Origin of the sequence: Paracoccus sp. S3-43, from assembly GCF_029027965.1 — a bacterium.
Lineage (GTDB): Bacteria > Pseudomonadota > Alphaproteobacteria > Rhodobacterales > Rhodobacteraceae > Paracoccus.
The window spans coordinates 1271775-1287303 of sequence record NZ_CP119082.1; the positions used below are offsets into that span (position 1 = coordinate 1271775).

Below are 15529 nucleotides of genomic sequence, written 5' to 3' on the forward strand. Positions count from 1 at the left end.
GCGGGGATCAGAACGCGATCCCAGCCCCCTTGTCGTCCAGATCCCAGCGTGGCTGGCGGTTGGCGGCGGCAAGGGCCTGGGCCAGAAGGGCGAAATGAACCTCGGACGGGGCAGGGGCGCGGGGGGCGTCGCCGCCCAGCCAGGCCCACAGGGCCGCATCCTGCTTGACCCGGTCGGCCTGTCCCACCAGCCGCCAGCGGCCCTCGTCATGCAGCACGGTGATCGTGCCGCCCCAGGGCAGCGCGCTTTCCAGGCACATGATCGCCAGCATGATCATGCGCAGTTCCACGCGGGCGAAATCGCCCTCGGCCTCCAGGTCGATGCGCAGCCGGCCCTGGCTTGCAAAGCCGTCCAGAAGCTGCGCTAGGCCCGCGCGCGACATGCGCTGTTCGCCCTGGGCCTGGCCGAAGGCCACGCGGAACAGCTGGATCCGCGCCCGCGCCGCCGCCACCGATTCGGCGATCAGCTTCAGTTCGGGGCTGGCGCCGATGCCCGGAAACTCGGGCGACATTTCCAGCAGTTCGACGCCGTTGCCGATGGCGCCCAGCGGCGAGACCAGGTCATGGCACAGCCGCGATCCCAGCAGATGCGCAAGCTCTGCCTGCGTGATGCGCGTTGTCTCCAGGGTCATGCGGCATTACCTTTCAGCACGTCACAAAGGGGGCTGCCGTGAACGAGATCCTGGAACCCGGCATGATCGTCCGCCATCCCGGCGCGCCCGAATGGGGCGAGGGCCAAGTGCAGTCGCGCATCGGCGACCGGATCACGGTCAACTTCGCCGAGGCCGGAAAGCAGGTCATCGACGGCAGGCGGGTTTCGCTGGATATCGTCTGGTCGCACGGCAGCTGAGTGGTTCATGCCGCAACGATTGCAACCTTTGATTGTTTTGTGCAAGCAAACTTGCGCCCCGCATGGGACGTCCAGGTCAGTCTGCTGCATCGTTGCAATACCCCGCGCGCGCGCCTAGACAGGACCGCGATGCCCATATCCGCCCCCGCCCGCACCCGATCCGACCCGTCCTTCTTCGACACACGCCTGGCGGTGTCGGACCAGGATCTGCTGGCCGCGCAACGCCTGCGCTATCGCGTCTTCATCGAGGAACTGGGCGGCGACGGCCCGCTGGTCGATCATGACCGGCGGCTGGAACGCGACGACTTCGATCCGGTCGTGGATCACCTGTGCCTGATCGACACCCGCCGGTCGCCACAGGATCTTGATCATGTCGTGGGCGTCTATCGCCTGCTGCGCGGCGATGTGGCGGCGGGGTTCGGGCGGTTCTACTGCGATTCCGAATACGACCTGACGCCGCTGCGCGCCTGCGGCCGCCCGGTGCTGGAACTGGGCCGGTCCTGCGTCGATCCGGCCTGCCGGGGCGGGTCGGGCATGTTCCTGCTGTGGAACGCGCTTGCCGATTACGTCCTGGACCACGGGATCCAGATCCTGTTCGGTGTCGCCAGCTTTCACGGCACCGACACGACAATGCTGGCGCCCTCGCTCAGCTGGCTGCACCATCACCACCTGGCCCCCGCCGACCTGCGCCCCCGCGCGCGGCCCGAGGGGTTTCACCGCATGGACCTGATCCCCGCCGACCGCCTGGACCGGCGCGAGGCCCTGGTCGGGATGCCCGCGCTGATCAAGGCCTATCTGCGCTTGGGCGGCATGGTGGGCGATGGGGCGTTCATCGACCGCGCCTTCAACACCACCGATGTGTTCCTGCTGATGGACACCGCCGCGATGTCGGACAAGCACCGGCAGTTCTACGAAAGCCGCTGGCAGCCGCAATGAGCCCGGCTCCGCGCGTTGATCCGGGACGGACCGAGGCGACCTGGCGCGACGGCCAACCGCCGCCGCTGGCCGGTCCGCGGACCTTGGGCGACTGGCTGCGCGTCACGCGCCGGGGCCTGGGCGCGATTCTGGTGCTGCTGGCGGGGGTGCTGCTGATCCTGCCCCTGCGCGGGGTCGAGCGTCTGGTTCATGGCCGCCGCCGTCCCTGGACGGGACCGCATGTGCAGGCGGTCTGCCGTCTGGTGCTGGCCTGCATCGGCATCCGCTGGCGGCGGCAGGGCGTGCCGATGCGCGGCCCCGGCGCGGTGGTGGCGAACCATTCAAGCTGGCTGGACATCCTGGTCCTGAACGCCGCCATGCCGGTGTTCTTCGTCAGCAAGGCCGAGGTCGCGGGCTGGCCCGGCATCAACATCCTGACCCGCGTCACCGACACGCATTTCGTCATCCGCGATCCCCGGCTGGCGCAGGCGCAGGCGCGGGAGTTCTCGGACCGCGTGAATGCGGGCCACCGGCTGCTGTTCTTTCCCGAAGGCACCTCGACCGACGGGCGGCGGCTGCTGCCCTTCAAGCCGACGCTGTTCCAGGGGTTCCTGGATCCGGCGCTGCCCGCCGGGCTGGCGATCCAGCCGGTCAGCGCGGTCTATCATGCGCCCCCCAACGCGGATCCGCGCTTTTACGGCTGGTGGGGGGATATGGATCTGGGGCCGCATCTGCTGGCGGTGCTGGCGGCGCGGCGGCAGGGGCGGGTGACGGTCGTGCTGCACGATCCCGTCCCGGTGGCCGGGCAGACGCGCAAAACCCTGGCCCTGGCCTGCGAAGACGCCGTGCGTCGCGGCCTTGTCGCTTGATCGGGCGGGTATCTGGCCCATATTTGGTGGGATGACCATCCGCAGCCCCAAGGGATCTGCCATGACCCGTTTTGCCGCGCCCATCGCCGAACAGATCTGGGACATGAAATACCGCCTGAAGGACGCCGAGGGCCGCCCCCTCGACGCCACGGTCGAGGACAGCTGGCGCCGCGTCGCCCGCGACCTGGCCCAGGTTGAGGCAGACCCCGCCGCGTGGGAGGACCGCTTCTATGCCGCGCTTCAGGATTTCCGCTTCCTGCCTGCCGGGCGCATCCTGGCGGGCGCGGGCACCGGGCGCAGCGTCACCCTGTTCAACTGCTTCGTCATGGGCACCATCCCCGACAGCATGGAGGGGATTTTCCAGGCGCTGAAGGAAGCCGCGCTGACCATGCAGCAGGGCGGCGGCATCGGCTATGATTTCAGCACCATCCGCCCCAGGGGGGCCGAGGTGCGGGGCGTGGCGGCGGACGCATCCGGCCCGCTGTCCTTCATGGACGTGTGGGACGCGATGTGCCGCACGATCATGTCGGCGGGCAGCCGCCGGGGCGCGATGATGGCCACCATGCGCTGCGACCACCCCGATATCGAGGATTTCATCGCCGCCAAGCAGGACAGCGCCCGGCTGCGCATGTTCAACCTGTCGGTGCTGGTGACGGATGCCTTCATGCAGGCGGTCAAGGCGGACGGGCGGTGGGATCTGGTCTTTGGCGGCAAGGTCTATCGCACGGTCCCCGCGCAGGATCTGTGGAACCGGATCATGCGCGCGACCTATGACTATGCCGAACCCGGCGTGATCTTCATCGACCGCATCAACCAGCAGAACAACCTGCATTACGCCGAGACGATCGCGGCCACCAATCCCTGCGGTGAACAGCCGCTGCCGCCCTATGGGGCCTGCCTGCTGGGGTCGGTGAACCTGGCCCGGCTGGTGTCGGACCCGTTCACGCCGCAGGCGAGGGTGGACATGGCGGCGCTGGACGATCTGGTCCGGGTGGCGGTGCGGATGATGGACAATGTGGTCGATGCGTCGAAATTCCCCCTGCCGCAGCAGGCGGCCGAGGCGCGGGCCAAGCGCCGCATCGGCCTGGGCGTGACGGGGCTTGCCGATGCGCTGCTGATGCTGGGGCTGCGCTATGGCGCCCCGGATGCCGTGGAGCGGACGCGGGTCTGGATGCGGGCCATCGCGCGGTCGGCCTATCTGGCCTCCGCCGATCTGGCGCGCGAGAAGGGGGCATTCCCGCTGTTCGACCGCGACGCCTTCCTGGCCTCGGGCTTCATGCGGCGGATGGACGATGCGGTGCGCGACGCGGTGGCGGCTCATGGCATCCGCAACGCCCTGCTGACCAGCATCGCGCCGACCGGGACGATCAGCCTCTATGCCGGGAACGTGTCCAGCGGGATCGAGCCGGTCTTCGGCCATGCCTATACCCGCAAGGTGCTGCAAAAGGACGGCAGCCGGACCGAGGAGGAGGTCGTCGATTACGCCGTCCAGATGTGGCGCGACCTGCATGGCGACGCGCCCTTGCCCGATTACTTCGTGAACGCGCAGACGCTGGCGCCCCAGGATCATGTCGCCATGCAGGCGGCGGCGCAGGACTGGGTGGACAGCAGCATCTCCAAGACCATCAACTGCCCGGCGGATATGCCCTTCCAGGACTTCAAGGATGTCTACCTGTCGGCTTGGGATCTGGGCTGCAAGGGCTGCACCACCTATCGCCCGAACGCGGTCACCGGATCGGTCCTGTCGGTCAGCGAGGCGGCCGAGGCCGTGCCGCAGGCCGATGCCGGTGCCGAGGTCGTCTATCTGACCGAGCCTCTGGACCGTCCCGCCGCGCTGGAAGGCGCGACCTACAAGCTGAAATGGCCCGCCAGCGAACACGCGATCTATATCACCATCAACGACATCGTGCAGGCGGGCCATCGCCGCCCGTTCGAGATCTTCATCAACTCGAAGAACATGGAGCATTTCGCCTGGACCGTCGCCCTGACCCGGATGATCAGCGCGGTCTTCCGGCGTGGCGGCGATGTGTCCTTCGTGGTCGAGGAACTGAAGGCCGTCTTCGACCCGCGCGGCGGCGCCTGGATGGGCGGGCGCTATGTGCCGTCGATCCTGGCGGCCATCGGCGGGGTGATCGAACGCCACATGGTCGCCATCGGCTTCCTGGCGGGCGAGGGCCTGGGCCTGAAATCCGATCCGCAGGTCGAGGCGATGGCCGTGGGCGAACGCCCGCTGGGCCCGGCCTGCCCGAACTGCGGCCAATACGGGATGCGCATGAACGAAGGCTGCATGACCTGCCCGAACTGCGGCCATTCCAAATGCGGCTAGGTCACAGCCCGGCGCTTGCCAGTGTGCCCGCGATCACCGGGGCCAGCTTGGCCGCCCATTCCGTCTGGCCCGCCCGATCCGCGATCAGGTCGTTGCGCAGCTCGATCAGGATATTCGGACGACCGTGGCGCAATGCGTGGCGGTCGATCGAATCGCCTTCGAGATGGCCGTCATAGGGCTGGTTCTCGCCGGTGATCCATCCGGCCTCGCGGCAGGCCTGCACCATCGGCGGACCAAGCCGGACATCCTGGTAGGAATAGAGGATCCCCACCTGCCAGGGCCGCATCGGACGGCCGCGCAATTGCGGCGTAAAGCTGTGGATCGCGCAGATGCAGCGGCCGGGATGGCTGTCGGCCAGCCGCGCCAGCGCACGGTGATAGGGGCGGTGCAGCCGGTCCAGCCGCCGTTCGCGTTCTGCCGCGTCGGCGTTCTTGCTCGCCGGGATCACCGTGCCGTCGTAAAGGCGCATCAGCAGCGTCGGATCGTCCTCGCCCCGGTTGGGGTCGATCACCAGCCGCGAGAAGTCGGAAAAGATCGCCGGGGCGTCCATCAGCACCGCCAGCCGCGACGCCAGCCCCGCCGCGCCCACGTCATAGGCGATGTGGCGCGCCATGTCGGCGGCGTCGATCCCCAGGTCGCCGCCGCCCACCCAGTCCGGCACGCGGTTCGTCGCATGGTCGCAGGTGATCAGCCAGCGGGACGGGCGGTCCTCTCCCTCGGTCCAGAAGGCGCGGTCTGTCATCGGTCGGTCATCCTTCATGTCGCAGGATGTCTATGCGATGGTGCCGGCGGACGCCAGTTGCAGCCGCAGGCGATCTGGACCATAGTTAGCGCAAACGGAAGAGGGCCGCAGGATGAGAAGACATCGCAACGTCAAGATCGTGGCAACCCTGGGGCCCGCGTCCAGCACCAGGGACATGATCCGCGCGCTGTTCGATACCGGCGCGGACGTGTTCCGCCTGAACATGAGCCACGGCAGCCATGACGATCACCGCGCCCGCTATGACGCGATCCGCGCCGTCGAGGCGGAAACCGGCCGTCCCATCGCCGTGCTGGCCGACCTTCAGGGGCCGAAGCTGCGCGTGGGCCAGTTCACCGCGGGCGCCTGCGACCTGGAAGAGGGCAACCGCTTCCGCTTCGACCTGGACACGGCGCCGGGGGATTCCAGCCGCGTGCAACTGCCCCATCCCGAGATCTTCGCGGCCCTGGTGCCGGGCAGCAACCTGCTGGTCAATGACGGCAAGATCCGTCTGCGGGTCGATGAATGCGGCCCCGATTTCGCCGATTGCACGGTGACGGTCGGCGGCACGATCAGCGACCGCAAGGGGGTGAACGTGCCCGACGTGGTTCTGCCGCTGGCGGCGCTGTCGGACAAGGATCGCGCCGACCTGGAATTCGCCTGCGAACTGGGCGTGGACTGGCTGGCCCTGTCCTTCGTGCAGCGCGCCGCCGATGTCGAGGAGGCGCGGGCGCTTGCCAGGGGTCGCGCCGCGATCCTGTCCAAGATCGAGAAACCGGCGGCGGTCGACGCCTTCGACGACATCCTGGCCACCTCCGACGGCATCATGGTCGCGCGGGGCGATCTGGGGGTCGAACTGCCGATCCATTCCGTGCCCCCGATCCAGAAGCGCCTGGTCCGCAAGTGCCGCTCGGCCGCCAAGCCGGTGATCGTCGCCACGCAAATGCTGGAATCGATGATCGAAAGCCCCATGCCGACGCGGGCCGAGGTCAGCGACGTGGCGAACGCCATCTACGAAGGCGCCGACGCGGTGATGCTGTCCGCCGAAAGCGCCGCCGGTTCCTATCCCATCGAGGCCGTCCGCACGATGGACAGCGTCGCCCGGTCCGTCGAGGCCGACAGCAACTATCGCGCCATCATCGAGGCCTCGCGCCAGAACAAGCTGCATACGGTGGCCGACGCCATCGTCACCGCCGCGCGAGAGATCGCCGAAACCACCGACATCGCCGCGATCTGCGCCTTCAGCCAGTCGGGCCAGACCGTCAGCCTGGTGGCGCGCGAACGCCCCCGCGTGCCGATCATCGCGCTGACCCATCTGGAATCGGTCCTGCGCCGCATGTGCCTGACCTGGGGGACGCATTGCGTCATCACCCCGCAGCTGACCCGCTTCAAGGAGGCGGTCGTCAACGCGACGCGCGCGGCGCGCGAATTCAACTTCGCCGACGAAACCCGGCAGGTGGTGGTGATCGCGGGCGTGCCCTTCAACGTGCCGGGCAGCACCAACATCGTGCGGATCGCGCCCTGCGACGAACGCTTGATCTTCGCGTCGGATCCAGAATAAGCCCAGGTCGGACGGACCATCACAAGGGGTTTCCATGTCTGATCTTCTGCTGCTGGGCGGCCTCGCGCTGTGCCTGCTTTCGGTCGTCGTTGCCGTCGTGCAACTGCTGCGGACCCAGGCTCCGCGCGCGGGCGCGGTCCTGCTGGTCCTGGGCATCGCCGCGATCCTTGCCGGGGCCTATCTGGCGCCCGAACCGTTCAGCCTGGACCAGATCCCGCAGGCCTGGGCGCGTCTGGCGGGCGGTGCGACGACAACGCCCTGAGGCCCTTGCCAAATCCGAACGGCGCGCCTATACGGCGCGCTTCCTGCCCGTGCGTCCGGCCACCATGGCATTGCCGAGTCGCACGTTCACTTCGATCAAGGAGACGAAAATGCCGAAGATGAAGACCAAGTCGGCCGCCAAGAAGCGGTTCTCGTTCACGGCCTCGGGGAAGGTGAAATCCGCCCAGGCCGGCAAGCGCCACGGCATGATCAAGCGCACGATCAAGTTCATTCGCGACGCGCGCGGCACCAGCGTCCTGTCGGACGCGGATGCCAAGATCGTCAAGAAATACATGCCCTATAACCGCTGATCGCTGAGGACTGAACAATGGCACGAGTTAAATCCGGCAAGGTCACGCACGCCCGCCACAAGAAGGTTCTGGACGCGGCCAAGGGCTATTACGGCGCCCGGTCGCGCAACTTCCGCACCGCCACCCAGGCCGTCGACAAGGCGAACCAATACGCCACCCGCGACCGCAAGACCCGCAAGCGCAACTTCCGCGCGCTGTGGATCCAGCGGATCAACGCCGCCGTCCGTCTGGTGGACGCGGAAATGACCTATTCGCGCTTCATCAACCTGCTGGCGAAAGCCGGGATCGAGGTGGACCGCAAGGTTCTGGCCGACTTGGCCGTGAACGAACCTGAGGCGTTCGGCGCGATCGTGGAGCAAGCGAAAGCCGCAGCCTGATCGCCCTGCGAAATCTGAGGAAAAGGCCCGCCCCCGGTGCGGGCCTTTTTTCATTCGGCCTCGCCGCAGGCGGCGGTGGCGCTGTCGAACGAGGCATCGCTTTTTTCCAGCGTGCCGCCATCGATCTGGATCGGGCGGAACGGCGGCGTGTCCTGTGCGGCGGGCTGCACCTGCGTCAGCCGGTAGCATCCGGTGAAGACGGTCGTCTGCCCGTCCGCCGCGACCGCTTGCAGGACCACCGGCACGGCGGAATGGATCGACCCGGCAGCGCCTTCCGATGAAACCTCGCCCAAGCGCAGCTCGACCGCGGCCGTGTCTGCATAGCCGTTGCGGAATTCCTGATAAGGGGGCGCGGTTTCGGGGCGGAAATAGCTCCACCCCCGCAGGTATTCGCTGCGGTTGATCGCGTTGTAAAGCGAGGTCACCACCCGTTCGGGCGAGGATCGGTCGTCGATGTAATCGGGCGGGGTCTGGGCGGCCGCAGGGGCGGCAAGGGCCAGCAGGACAACAAGCGGACGCAGCATCGCAATCTCCTTCATGGGCCTGAAATCATGGGCTTCAAACGCGCAGCCCGCCCTGTTCGTTCGGCTTGGGCGGGGCGTTGTCCCGATTGTGATGCACCGACCGTTTCGCAGCGCCGCCGTTCGTGCAAGCCTGATCGCGTGGAACACGATATCTTGGAACGGCGGATGCGAGAGGACGGTGCCGATCCGGGGCCGCGCGACCCCGTGAAGGTCGCGCTTGCCCGCCAGCCGCTGGGCATCCTCGGCACCGCCTTGACCGCCCGGCGCAACCTGCTGGAACTGATCCCCGCCATCGCCACCCGCCAGCCGATCGTCTCCGGCAAGACCGGGATTCGCTTTCACATGGTGATGGACCCGGCCACGCTGCGCCATATCCTCAAGGACCGGGTCGAGGATTATCCCAAGTCCAATGTCACCAAGCTGATCCTGGAACCGGCCATCGGCGACAGCCTGTTCGTGGCCGAGGGCGCGGCTTGGCGGTGGCAGCGCCGCGCGGTGGCCCCCGCCTTCGCCCTGCGCCATGTCGAGGCGCTTGGTCCCGTCATGACCGCCGCGGCCGAGGCATCCTGCCGCCGCCTGGCCGCCGCCACCGGCCCCGTCGATCTGTTCGCGGAAACCGTGGCCGCGACCTTCGAGGTGATCGCCGACGTGACGCTGTCGGGCGACCGCGCCTTCGACCGCGACGCGGTGCATCACGCCATCGACGGCTATATCGCGCAGACGGCCAAGGTCTCGCTGCTGGACGTGATGGGCCTGCCGGGCTGGATTCCGCGTCCGGGGCGGATGGTCTCGCGCGGCGGGTTGCAGCGGATGAAGCAGATCGCCGACCGGGCCATCGGCGCCCGCGCGGCCAAGCCCCGGACCCAAGGGGCGCCGGATCTGCTGGATCTGCTGCTGGACGCCGCCGACCCGGAAACCGGCCGGGCGATGACCCGCGACGAGCTGCGCGACAACCTGCTGACCTTCATCGTCGCGGGACACGAGACGACCGCCCTGACCCTGGCCTGGGCGCTGTATCTCTGCGCCTTCGACCCGGCGGTGCAGGACCGCGCGGCGGCCGAGGCCTGCGCGGCCCTGGGCGACCGGGCCGCGACGGCGGCCGATATGCCCCGTCTGCCCCTGATCCAGCGGATCGTGAACGAGGCGCTGCGCCTCTATCCCCCCGCCGCCTTCCTGTCGCGCACCGCGCGGGCCGAGGATCGGCTGTGCGGGCGGCAGGTTCTGCCCGGCGATACGGTGATGCTGCCGATCTATGCGCTGCATCGCCACCATCTGCTGTGGGATCGGCCCGACGCCTTCGACCCGGATCGCTTCCTGACCACGCCCGACCGCTATGCCTTCCTGCCCTTCGGCGCCGGTCCGCGCATCTGCATCGGCGCGGGCTTCGCCCTGCAAGAGGCGGTGGTGATCCTGGCGACGCTGCTGGCGCGGTTCCGCTTCACGGCCATTCCGGGCCGCGATCCGCATCCGCGCATGATCCTGACCCTGCGCCCGCATGGCGGCGTCTGGCTGCGCGTCGCCCCGCGCTGAGCCCTGCCGCGGAAATGGTTAACGCGGCTGTCATCGAGAGCTGCCATAACGGTGCGGTCTTTCAACCCATCATGGAGTCCTTCGGATGAAGACCCTTGCACTTGCCGCCGCCGCGGCCCTGTCGCTGTCCGCCGCTGCCTTCGCCGCCCCGGTTCAGCCGCTGCCGCGTGCCCATGCCCATAACGATTACGAACATGAACGCCCGCTGTTCGACGCGCTGGATCACGGCTTTACCTCGGTCGAGGCCGACATCTGGCTGGTCGATGGCGAATTTCTGGTCGCTCATGACGACTGGGCACTGGATCCGTCGCGCACCCTGAAATCGCTCTATCTCGACCCGCTGCGCGATCTGATCGCGGCGAATGGCGGTTCGGTCTATGGCGAAGGCACACCCCTGAACCTGCTGATCGACGTCAAGTCCGAGGCGGTCGCCGCCTGGTCCGCGCTGGACGGGCTGCTGGCGGAATATTCCGATGTCTTCACCGCCTTCAGCAAGACCGACGGCCGCAGCGAAGGCGCGGTGACCGCGCATATCTCGGGCAACCGCGATTACGAGGCGATGAAGAACGACGATCTGCGTTATGCGGGCTATGATGGCCGCGCCAGCGATCTGGAATCGGGCGAGCCGCTGGATCCGAACCTCATCACCATGGTCAGCAACAACTGGACCAGCTTGTTCGACTGGAACGGCAGCGGCGAATTTTCGGCTGAAGACGAGGCGTTTCTGGCCGATTACGTCTCGCGCGTGCATGAGAATGGCCAGATCGTGCGGTTCTGGGCGACCAATGACACGCCGGGCGACGCGCGCGATGCGCTGTGGGCCAAGCTGGTTCAGCATAATGTCGACCTGATCAACACCGACGATCTGGCGGGACTTCAGTCCTTCCTGCTGGAAAACGACCAGCCTCAGCCCGCTCCGGTGCCGCTGCCCGCCGGCGTCTGGCTGCTGGGCGGGTCGCTGGCCCTGATCGCCGGTCTGCGCCGCCGCCGCCGGGCCTGATCCGCGCGTGACCCGATTCCGGAAGGGGGCCGGCCGGCCGGCCCCCTTCGTCTTCCGGCTGTTGCGCCGGCCTTTCCCATCCCCTCCGCAAATGCTAACGGATGCCCGAGACGGACCCCGAAGGCATGATGATGGACAATCTGACCCCCCTGCGCCAGCAATGGCTTGACCGCATCAACGGCGCCGCCGACCCGGCCGCCATCGAGGAGGTGCGCCTTGCCGCCCTGGGCAAGAAGGGCGAGATCAGCCTGAAGATGCGCGAGCTGGGCCGCATGACGCCCGAGGAACGCCAGACCACCGGCCGTCTGCTGAACGACTTGCGCGACGAGTTGGACGCCGCCCTGCGCTCCCGCAAGCTGTCGCTGGAGGATGCGGCGTTGGAGGCGCGTCTGGCGGGCGAATGGCTGGATGTGACGCTGCCGGGCCGTCCGCGCCCGCAGGGGACCATCCATCCGATCAGCCAGGTGACCGAGGAAGTCACCGCGATCTTCGCCGACATGGGCTTCTCGGTCGCCGAGGGGCCGCAGGTCGAATCCGACTGGTATAATTTCGACGCGCTGAACATCGCACCCGAACATCCCGCGCGCCAGGAACACGACACCTTCTTCATGCACCGCGCGCCTGGCGACGACCGGCCGCCGCATGTGCTGCGCACCCATACCAGCCCCGTCCAGATCCGCGCGATGCAGGACCACGGCGCGCCGATCCGCGTGATCTGCCCCGGCCGCGTCTATCGCATGGACATGGACCAGACCCACACGCCGATGTTCCACCAGGTCGAGGGTCTGGCCATCGACCGCGACATCAGCATGGCGCAGCTGAAATGGACGCTGGAGGAATTCTGCCGCGCCTTCTTCGAGGTGGGCCAGGTCGAGCTGCGCTTCCGCGCCAGCCATTTCCCCTTCACCGAACCCTCGGCCGAGGTGGACATCCGCTGCGACTGGTCCGGCGGCCAGTTGAAGATCGGCGAGGGGGATAGCTGGCTGGAGATCCTCGGATCGGGCATGGTCCATCCGAACGTGCTGCGCGCGGGCGGCATCGACCCCGACCAATGGCAGGGCTTCGCCTTCGGCATGGGCATCGACCGGATCGCGATGCTGAAATACGGGATACCCGATCTGCGGGCGTTCTTCGAAAGCGACCTGCGCTGGCTGCGCCATTACGGCTTCGCTGCGGGCGATGTCCCCAGCATCAGCGGCGGATTGTCGCGGTGATCGGCCCGACCCCGGCGAGCCTGCGGTGCTGATCACAGCTCAAACCGTTCAATAGAAGTGCAGCCCCCCGTCCCGGCGCTTATCCCCACGGACCGGAATGCCATAGAGGGTGCTCAGAGCCTCGGCCGTCAGAACCGCCCGGACGGGGCCTGATGCGACAACGCCGCCCCGGTTCAGCAGGATCGCGTCGTCCCCCAGGCCGGCCGCTTGGTCGGGATCGTGGGTGGACAGGATCACCGCCGTGCCCGCCAGGGCCAGGCGGCGGATGGCGTCGTTGACCGCGATGCGGTTGGCAAAGTCGAGGCTGGCGGTCGGTTCGTCCATGATGATCGTCGCGGCGTCCTGGGCCAGGGCGCGGGCGATCAGGACCATCTGCCGCTGGCCGCCCGACAGGCGGGTGACGGGGGCCTGGGCCAGATCGGCGATACCCAGCCGGGACAGCGCCGCCATCGCCGCCCGCGCCTCGGCCGGGCGGGGCGGGCGAAGGGGCCAAGCCGGGCCGCCGCGCCCATCAGCACGATATCCCGCGCAGTGAAGGCGAAGGGCGTGGTCAGCGATTGCGGCACATGGGCGATATGGCGGGCGATCCGGGCGCGCGACAGCCCGGACAGAGGCTGGCCCGACAGCGCGACCGTGCCGCGGATCGGGGGGATCAGGCCCAGCAGCGTGCGGAACAGCGTGGTCTTGCCCGCGCCGTTCGGACCCAGCAGGCACAGCACCCGGCCCGGCGGCAGGCTCAGGTCGATGCCGGTGATCAGCGCACGGCCCGCATGACCGATGGCAAGGTCGCGGGCCTCGATCAGGGGCGTCACCCGGTCCATGCCCGCGCGTTCCTTGCCAGCAGCCAGACGAAGACCGGCGCGCCCAGCACGGCGGTCAGGATGCCCAGCGGAACCTCGAGCGTGGCGATGGTGCGGGCGGCGGTGTCGACCAGGACCATGAAGCCCGCGCCGATCAGGATCGCGGCGGGCAGCAGCCGGTCGAAGCGCGGCCCGGTCAGCAGCCGCGCCATATGCGGGACCATCAGACCCACCCAGCCGATCACCCCCGCCATGGCGACCGCCGCCGCCGTCATCAGCGTGGCGCAGGCGATGACCAGCCCGCGCAGGCGGGTGGCGTCGATGCCCATGGCGCGGGCCTCGTCATCGCCCATCGCCAGCAGCCCGATCCGCCAGCGCAACGCCAGCAGCGGGGCGATGCCGACCAGCAGGGCGGGCAGCGCCGCCGCCACATCCGCGCGCTTGGCGCCCGCAAGGCTGCCCATCAGCCAGAAGGTGATGGCGGGCAGTTGCTGTTCGGGATCGGCCAGCAGCTTGACCAGCGAAATCCCCGCCCCCGCCAGCGCGCCGATGGCGATGCCGCACAGCACGATCATCAGCACCTGGCCCGTGCCCCGCAGCGCCAGCGTCAGGCCGATCACCAGCCCGACCGTGGCAAGCCCCATCCCGAAGCCCAGTATCTGGATCGCCATGACCGGCAGGCCCAGCAGGATGCCCAGCACCGCGCCGAAACCCGCCCCGGCCGAGACGCCCAGGATGTCGGGCGAGACCAGCGGATTGCGGAACACCGTCTGATAGGCCGCGCCCGCCGCCGCCAGCGCCGCGCCCTCGACCGCCGCTGCCAGCACGCGGGGCAGGCGGATGTTCAGCAGGACCGTCACCGCCTGCGGGTCGCTGCGATCCCCGGCCAGCACCGCGAGGATCGTCGCCGGAGACAGCCCGAAAGGCCCGATCGCCGCGCCCAGGATCAGCGTCGCGGCCAGCCCCGCCGCCAGCAGGACGACCAGGCCGCGATCACTCACCCAGCAGGGCCGTCAGCGCGGCATCGTCGGGGCGCAGGCCATAGAACAGGTCATAGAACGCCGCGACCTCGGCCCGCAGATCGCCCGTGGCGGCATCGGGATAGAGCTTGTGGGCCAGCCATCTCAGCCCGATCAGCCGGTTGACCGAGGGCGGCCGGTCGATGAAGCCGAAGGGCGCGGCGGGGGCCAGATAGACCCGGCCGTTCGCCACCGCCGGGATCCCCTGCCATTCCGGCATCCGCCCGACCTTGGCCGCGAAGTCGCGGTCGATGGTGATGATGACCTCGGGCGCCCAGGCCTGCACCTGTTCGGGGGATACGGTCGCCAATCCGCGCGTCCCGGCCTCGGCCACGTTGATCGCGCCGGCGCGTTCGATGATCTCGGCATTGATCGAACCTTTCGCCGCCGTTTCCAGCCCCTCGGGGCCGCGCGCCAGATAGACGGTCGGGCGCGCATCCTGCGGGATCCCGGCCAGCAGCGCGTCCAGATCGGCCAGCGTCCGTTCGGCATAGGCGGCCAGCGTCTCGCCCCGGTCCGGCACCGCCAGCAGGTCGGCCATCCGGCGGATGCCGCCCGGCAGGTCGGCAAGGCTGCCGTCGACCAGCACATAGGGCAGGCCGGTCTGGTCCTGGATGCGGCTTGCCAGGTCCACATAGGTGGCGTCGACGGTGCCGTAATCGACGATCAGGTCGGGCCTGGCCGACAGCAGCACTTCCAGATTCAGCGTGTCGCCCCGGCCGGTCAACATGCCAAGCTGGGGCAGGGCCGCGGCCTCGGGGCGCAGGAAGCGCAGGTCTTCGGGCGTCGGCGCGCGGACCCAGCCGACCATGGCGTCGGGCTTCAGCGTATAGAGCAGCGTCGCGGCGGGCGGTCCGGCGGCGAAGACGCGGGCGGGGGCGGCGGGAACCGAGACCGCGCGCCCCGTGGCATCGGTGACGGTCCGGTCCTGGGCAAGGGCCAGGGCCGGGGCCGCAAGCAGCAGGGCGGCGATCAGCAGGCGGGGATGGATCATGGCGTGGCTCCGAAGTCGGCCTTGATGTCGATCAGCGGCGTGCCGTCCAGGCAGTCCGGCCCGCGCACCGCCAGCACCGGTCCCTCGACGGCCAGCAGCCGCACCACCGAGAAGGCGACCCGATTCGGCCGCACGGGCGAGCGCGGGGCAAAGGTGCCCGTCGCGCGGTCGCCGAAATTCGGGTTCTGCAACACCAGGTCGCGCCGCGCCCGGTCCATCCAATAGAGCAGTTGCAGCCGC

The 15529-nt window shown here is 68.7% G+C and carries 19 protein-coding genes; 11 read left to right on the forward strand and 8 right to left on the reverse strand.

What is annotated here, in order from left to right; genetic code table 11:
* Positions 1-7: 7 nt before the first annotated feature.
* Positions 8-631 (reverse strand): histidine phosphotransferase family protein, encoded by a 624-nt coding sequence (locus tag PXD02_RS06515; protein ID WP_275106020.1) that lies wholly within the window; start codon positions 629-631, stop codon positions 8-10.
* A gap of 38 nt (positions 632-669) precedes the next feature.
* On the opposite strand from PXD02_RS06515, the gene PXD02_RS06520 reads away from it, so the two are divergent.
* From PXD02_RS06520 to PXD02_RS06535, 4 genes are all read left to right on the forward strand, one after another.
* Positions 670-849, forward strand: a complete 180-nt coding sequence (locus PXD02_RS06520) for a DUF3553 domain-containing protein (protein ID WP_167622169.1) — start codon at positions 670-672, stop codon at positions 847-849.
* Between the two features lie 129 nt (positions 850-978).
* Complete coding sequence (gene olsB, locus PXD02_RS06525) at positions 979-1785, forward strand: L-ornithine N(alpha)-acyltransferase (RefSeq protein WP_275106021.1); 807 nt, start codon at positions 979-981, stop codon at positions 1783-1785.
* Entirely contained in the window at positions 1782-2633 is an 852-nt protein-coding gene (olsA, locus tag PXD02_RS06530; RefSeq protein ID WP_275106022.1) for a lyso-ornithine lipid O-acyltransferase, read from the forward strand. Before olsB ends, olsA begins: the two co-directional genes overlap by 4 nt.
* Before the next feature lie 61 nt (positions 2634-2694).
* A complete protein-coding gene (locus PXD02_RS06535) occupies positions 2695-4959 on the forward strand; it encodes an adenosylcobalamin-dependent ribonucleoside-diphosphate reductase (protein WP_275106023.1) in 2265 nt (754 codons plus the stop codon).
* Between the two features lies 1 nt (position 4960).
* Here PXD02_RS06535 and PXD02_RS06540 read toward each other — a convergent pair whose 3' ends face one another.
* Positions 4961-5701: an N-formylglutamate amidohydrolase gene (locus PXD02_RS06540; RefSeq protein ID WP_275106024.1), complete on the reverse strand. Its 741-nt coding sequence runs from the start codon at positions 5699-5701 to the stop codon at positions 4961-4963.
* Between the two features lie 112 nt (positions 5702-5813).
* Here PXD02_RS06540 and pyk point away from each other — a divergent pair, with 112 nt between their 5' ends.
* From pyk to rplT, 4 genes are all read left to right on the forward strand, one after another.
* A complete protein-coding gene (pyk, locus tag PXD02_RS06545; RefSeq protein WP_275106025.1) occupies positions 5814-7259 on the forward strand; it encodes a pyruvate kinase in 1446 nt (481 codons plus the stop codon).
* Positions 7260-7293: 34 nt separating this feature from the next.
* Entirely contained in the window at positions 7294-7521 is a 228-nt protein-coding gene (locus tag PXD02_RS06550) for a hypothetical protein (RefSeq protein WP_275106026.1), read from the forward strand.
* Between the two features lie 109 nt (positions 7522-7630).
* Positions 7631-7831, forward strand: coding sequence for a 50S ribosomal protein L35 (gene rpmI, locus PXD02_RS06555; protein WP_234855700.1), 201 nt, complete (start codon positions 7631-7633; stop codon positions 7829-7831).
* 17 nt (positions 7832-7848) lie between these two features.
* On the forward strand, positions 7849-8208 hold the full coding sequence (gene rplT, locus PXD02_RS06560) for a 50S ribosomal protein L20 (protein WP_275106027.1): 360 nt from the start codon (positions 7849-7851) through the stop codon (positions 8206-8208).
* Between the two features lie 50 nt (positions 8209-8258).
* On the opposite strand, the gene PXD02_RS06565 is transcribed toward rplT, so the two are convergent.
* Positions 8259-8732 (reverse strand): hypothetical protein, encoded by a 474-nt coding sequence (locus tag PXD02_RS06565; RefSeq protein ID WP_275106028.1) that lies wholly within the window; start codon positions 8730-8732, stop codon positions 8259-8261.
* Between the two features lie 165 nt (positions 8733-8897).
* On the opposite strand from PXD02_RS06565, the gene PXD02_RS06570 reads away from it, so the two are divergent.
* The 3 genes from PXD02_RS06570 to pheS all read left to right on the forward strand — a co-directional run bounded on the left by PXD02_RS06570 (position 8898) and on the right by pheS (position 12476).
* The gene (locus PXD02_RS06570) at positions 8898-10262 is read left to right on the forward strand and encodes a cytochrome P450 (protein ID WP_275106372.1); all 1365 of its coding nucleotides are present in this window, start codon (positions 8898-8900) and stop codon (positions 10260-10262) included.
* Between the two features lie 85 nt (positions 10263-10347).
* Positions 10348-11262: a hypothetical protein gene (locus PXD02_RS06575; protein ID WP_275106029.1), complete on the forward strand. Its 915-nt coding sequence runs from the start codon at positions 10348-10350 to the stop codon at positions 11260-11262.
* Positions 11263-11393: 131 nt separating this feature from the next.
* The gene (gene pheS, locus PXD02_RS06580) at positions 11394-12476 is read left to right on the forward strand and encodes a phenylalanine--tRNA ligase subunit alpha (protein ID WP_275106373.1); all 1083 of its coding nucleotides are present in this window, start codon (positions 11394-11396) and stop codon (positions 12474-12476) included.
* Positions 12477-12524: 48 nt separating this feature from the next.
* On the opposite strand, the gene PXD02_RS06585 is transcribed toward pheS, so the two are convergent.
* From PXD02_RS06585 to PXD02_RS16780, 5 genes are read right to left on the reverse strand one after another with little or no spacing between them, the layout of a single operon-like run.
* On the reverse strand, positions 12525-12926 hold the full coding sequence (locus tag PXD02_RS06585) for an ATP-binding cassette domain-containing protein (protein WP_275106030.1): 402 nt from the start codon (positions 12924-12926) through the stop codon (positions 12525-12527).
* Positions 12839-13297: an ATP-binding cassette domain-containing protein gene (locus tag PXD02_RS06590; protein WP_275106031.1), complete on the reverse strand. Its 459-nt coding sequence runs from the start codon at positions 13295-13297 to the stop codon at positions 12839-12841. Before PXD02_RS06590 ends, PXD02_RS06585 begins: the two co-directional genes overlap by 88 nt.
* Positions 13285-14277 carry a FecCD family ABC transporter permease gene (locus tag PXD02_RS06595; protein ID WP_275106032.1) on the reverse strand — a complete coding sequence of 331 codons (993 nt, stop codon included), beginning with the start codon at positions 14275-14277 and terminating at the stop codon, positions 13285-13287. Before PXD02_RS06595 ends, PXD02_RS06590 begins: the two co-directional genes overlap by 13 nt.
* Positions 14270-15289, reverse strand: a complete 1020-nt coding sequence (locus PXD02_RS06600) for an iron ABC transporter substrate-binding protein (protein ID WP_275106033.1) — start codon at positions 15287-15289, stop codon at positions 14270-14272. The genes PXD02_RS06595 and PXD02_RS06600 overlap by 8 nt, the downstream gene beginning before the upstream one ends.
* Positions 15286-15507: a TrmO family methyltransferase domain-containing protein gene (locus PXD02_RS16780; protein WP_342759751.1), complete on the reverse strand. Its 222-nt coding sequence runs from the start codon at positions 15505-15507 to the stop codon at positions 15286-15288. The genes PXD02_RS06600 and PXD02_RS16780 overlap by 4 nt, the downstream gene beginning before the upstream one ends.
* Positions 15508-15529: the final 22 nt, after the last annotated feature.

What these genes read in the sequence shown, in the direction of transcription:
- PXD02_RS06515 (WP_275106020.1), bottom strand. Translation starts at nt 631, where the DNA reads ATGACCCTGGAGACAACGCGCATCACGCAGGCAGAGCTTGCGCATCTG.
- olsB (WP_275106021.1), top strand. Translation starts at nt 979, where the DNA reads ATGCCCATATCCGCCCCCGCCCGCACCCGATCCGACCCGTCCTTCTTC.
- olsA (WP_275106022.1), top strand. Translation starts at nt 1,782, where the DNA reads ATGAGCCCGGCTCCGCGCGTTGATCCGGGACGGACCGAGGCGACCTGG.
- PXD02_RS06535 (WP_275106023.1), top strand. Translation starts at nt 2,695, where the DNA reads ATGACCCGTTTTGCCGCGCCCATCGCCGAACAGATCTGGGACATGAAA.
- PXD02_RS06540 (WP_275106024.1), bottom strand. Translation starts at nt 5,701, where the DNA reads ATGACAGACCGCGCCTTCTGGACCGAGGGAGAGGACCGCCCGTCCCGC.
- pyk (WP_275106025.1), top strand. Translation starts at nt 5,814, where the DNA reads ATGAGAAGACATCGCAACGTCAAGATCGTGGCAACCCTGGGGCCCGCG.
- PXD02_RS06550 (WP_275106026.1), top strand. Translation starts at nt 7,294, where the DNA reads ATGTCTGATCTTCTGCTGCTGGGCGGCCTCGCGCTGTGCCTGCTTTCG.
- rpmI (WP_234855700.1), top strand. Translation starts at nt 7,631, where the DNA reads ATGCCGAAGATGAAGACCAAGTCGGCCGCCAAGAAGCGGTTCTCGTTC.
- rplT (WP_275106027.1), top strand. Translation starts at nt 7,849, where the DNA reads ATGGCACGAGTTAAATCCGGCAAGGTCACGCACGCCCGCCACAAGAAG.
- PXD02_RS06565 (WP_275106028.1), bottom strand. Translation starts at nt 8,732, where the DNA reads ATGCTGCGTCCGCTTGTTGTCCTGCTGGCCCTTGCCGCCCCTGCGGCC.
- PXD02_RS06570 (WP_275106372.1), top strand. Translation starts at nt 8,898, where the DNA reads ATGCGAGAGGACGGTGCCGATCCGGGGCCGCGCGACCCCGTGAAGGTC.
- PXD02_RS06575 (WP_275106029.1), top strand. Translation starts at nt 10,348, where the DNA reads ATGAAGACCCTTGCACTTGCCGCCGCCGCGGCCCTGTCGCTGTCCGCC.
- pheS (WP_275106373.1), top strand. Translation starts at nt 11,394, where the DNA reads ATGGACAATCTGACCCCCCTGCGCCAGCAATGGCTTGACCGCATCAAC.
- PXD02_RS06585 (WP_275106030.1), bottom strand. Translation starts at nt 12,926, where the DNA reads ATGGCGGCGCTGTCCCGGCTGGGTATCGCCGATCTGGCCCAGGCCCCC.
- PXD02_RS06590 (WP_275106031.1), bottom strand. Translation starts at nt 13,297, where the DNA reads ATGGACCGGGTGACGCCCCTGATCGAGGCCCGCGACCTTGCCATCGGT.
- PXD02_RS06600 (WP_275106033.1), bottom strand. Translation starts at nt 15,289, where the DNA reads ATGATCCATCCCCGCCTGCTGATCGCCGCCCTGCTGCTTGCGGCCCCG.
- PXD02_RS16780 (WP_342759751.1), bottom strand. Translation starts at nt 15,507, where the DNA reads ATGGACCGGGCGCGGCGCGACCTGGTGTTGCAGAACCCGAATTTCGGC.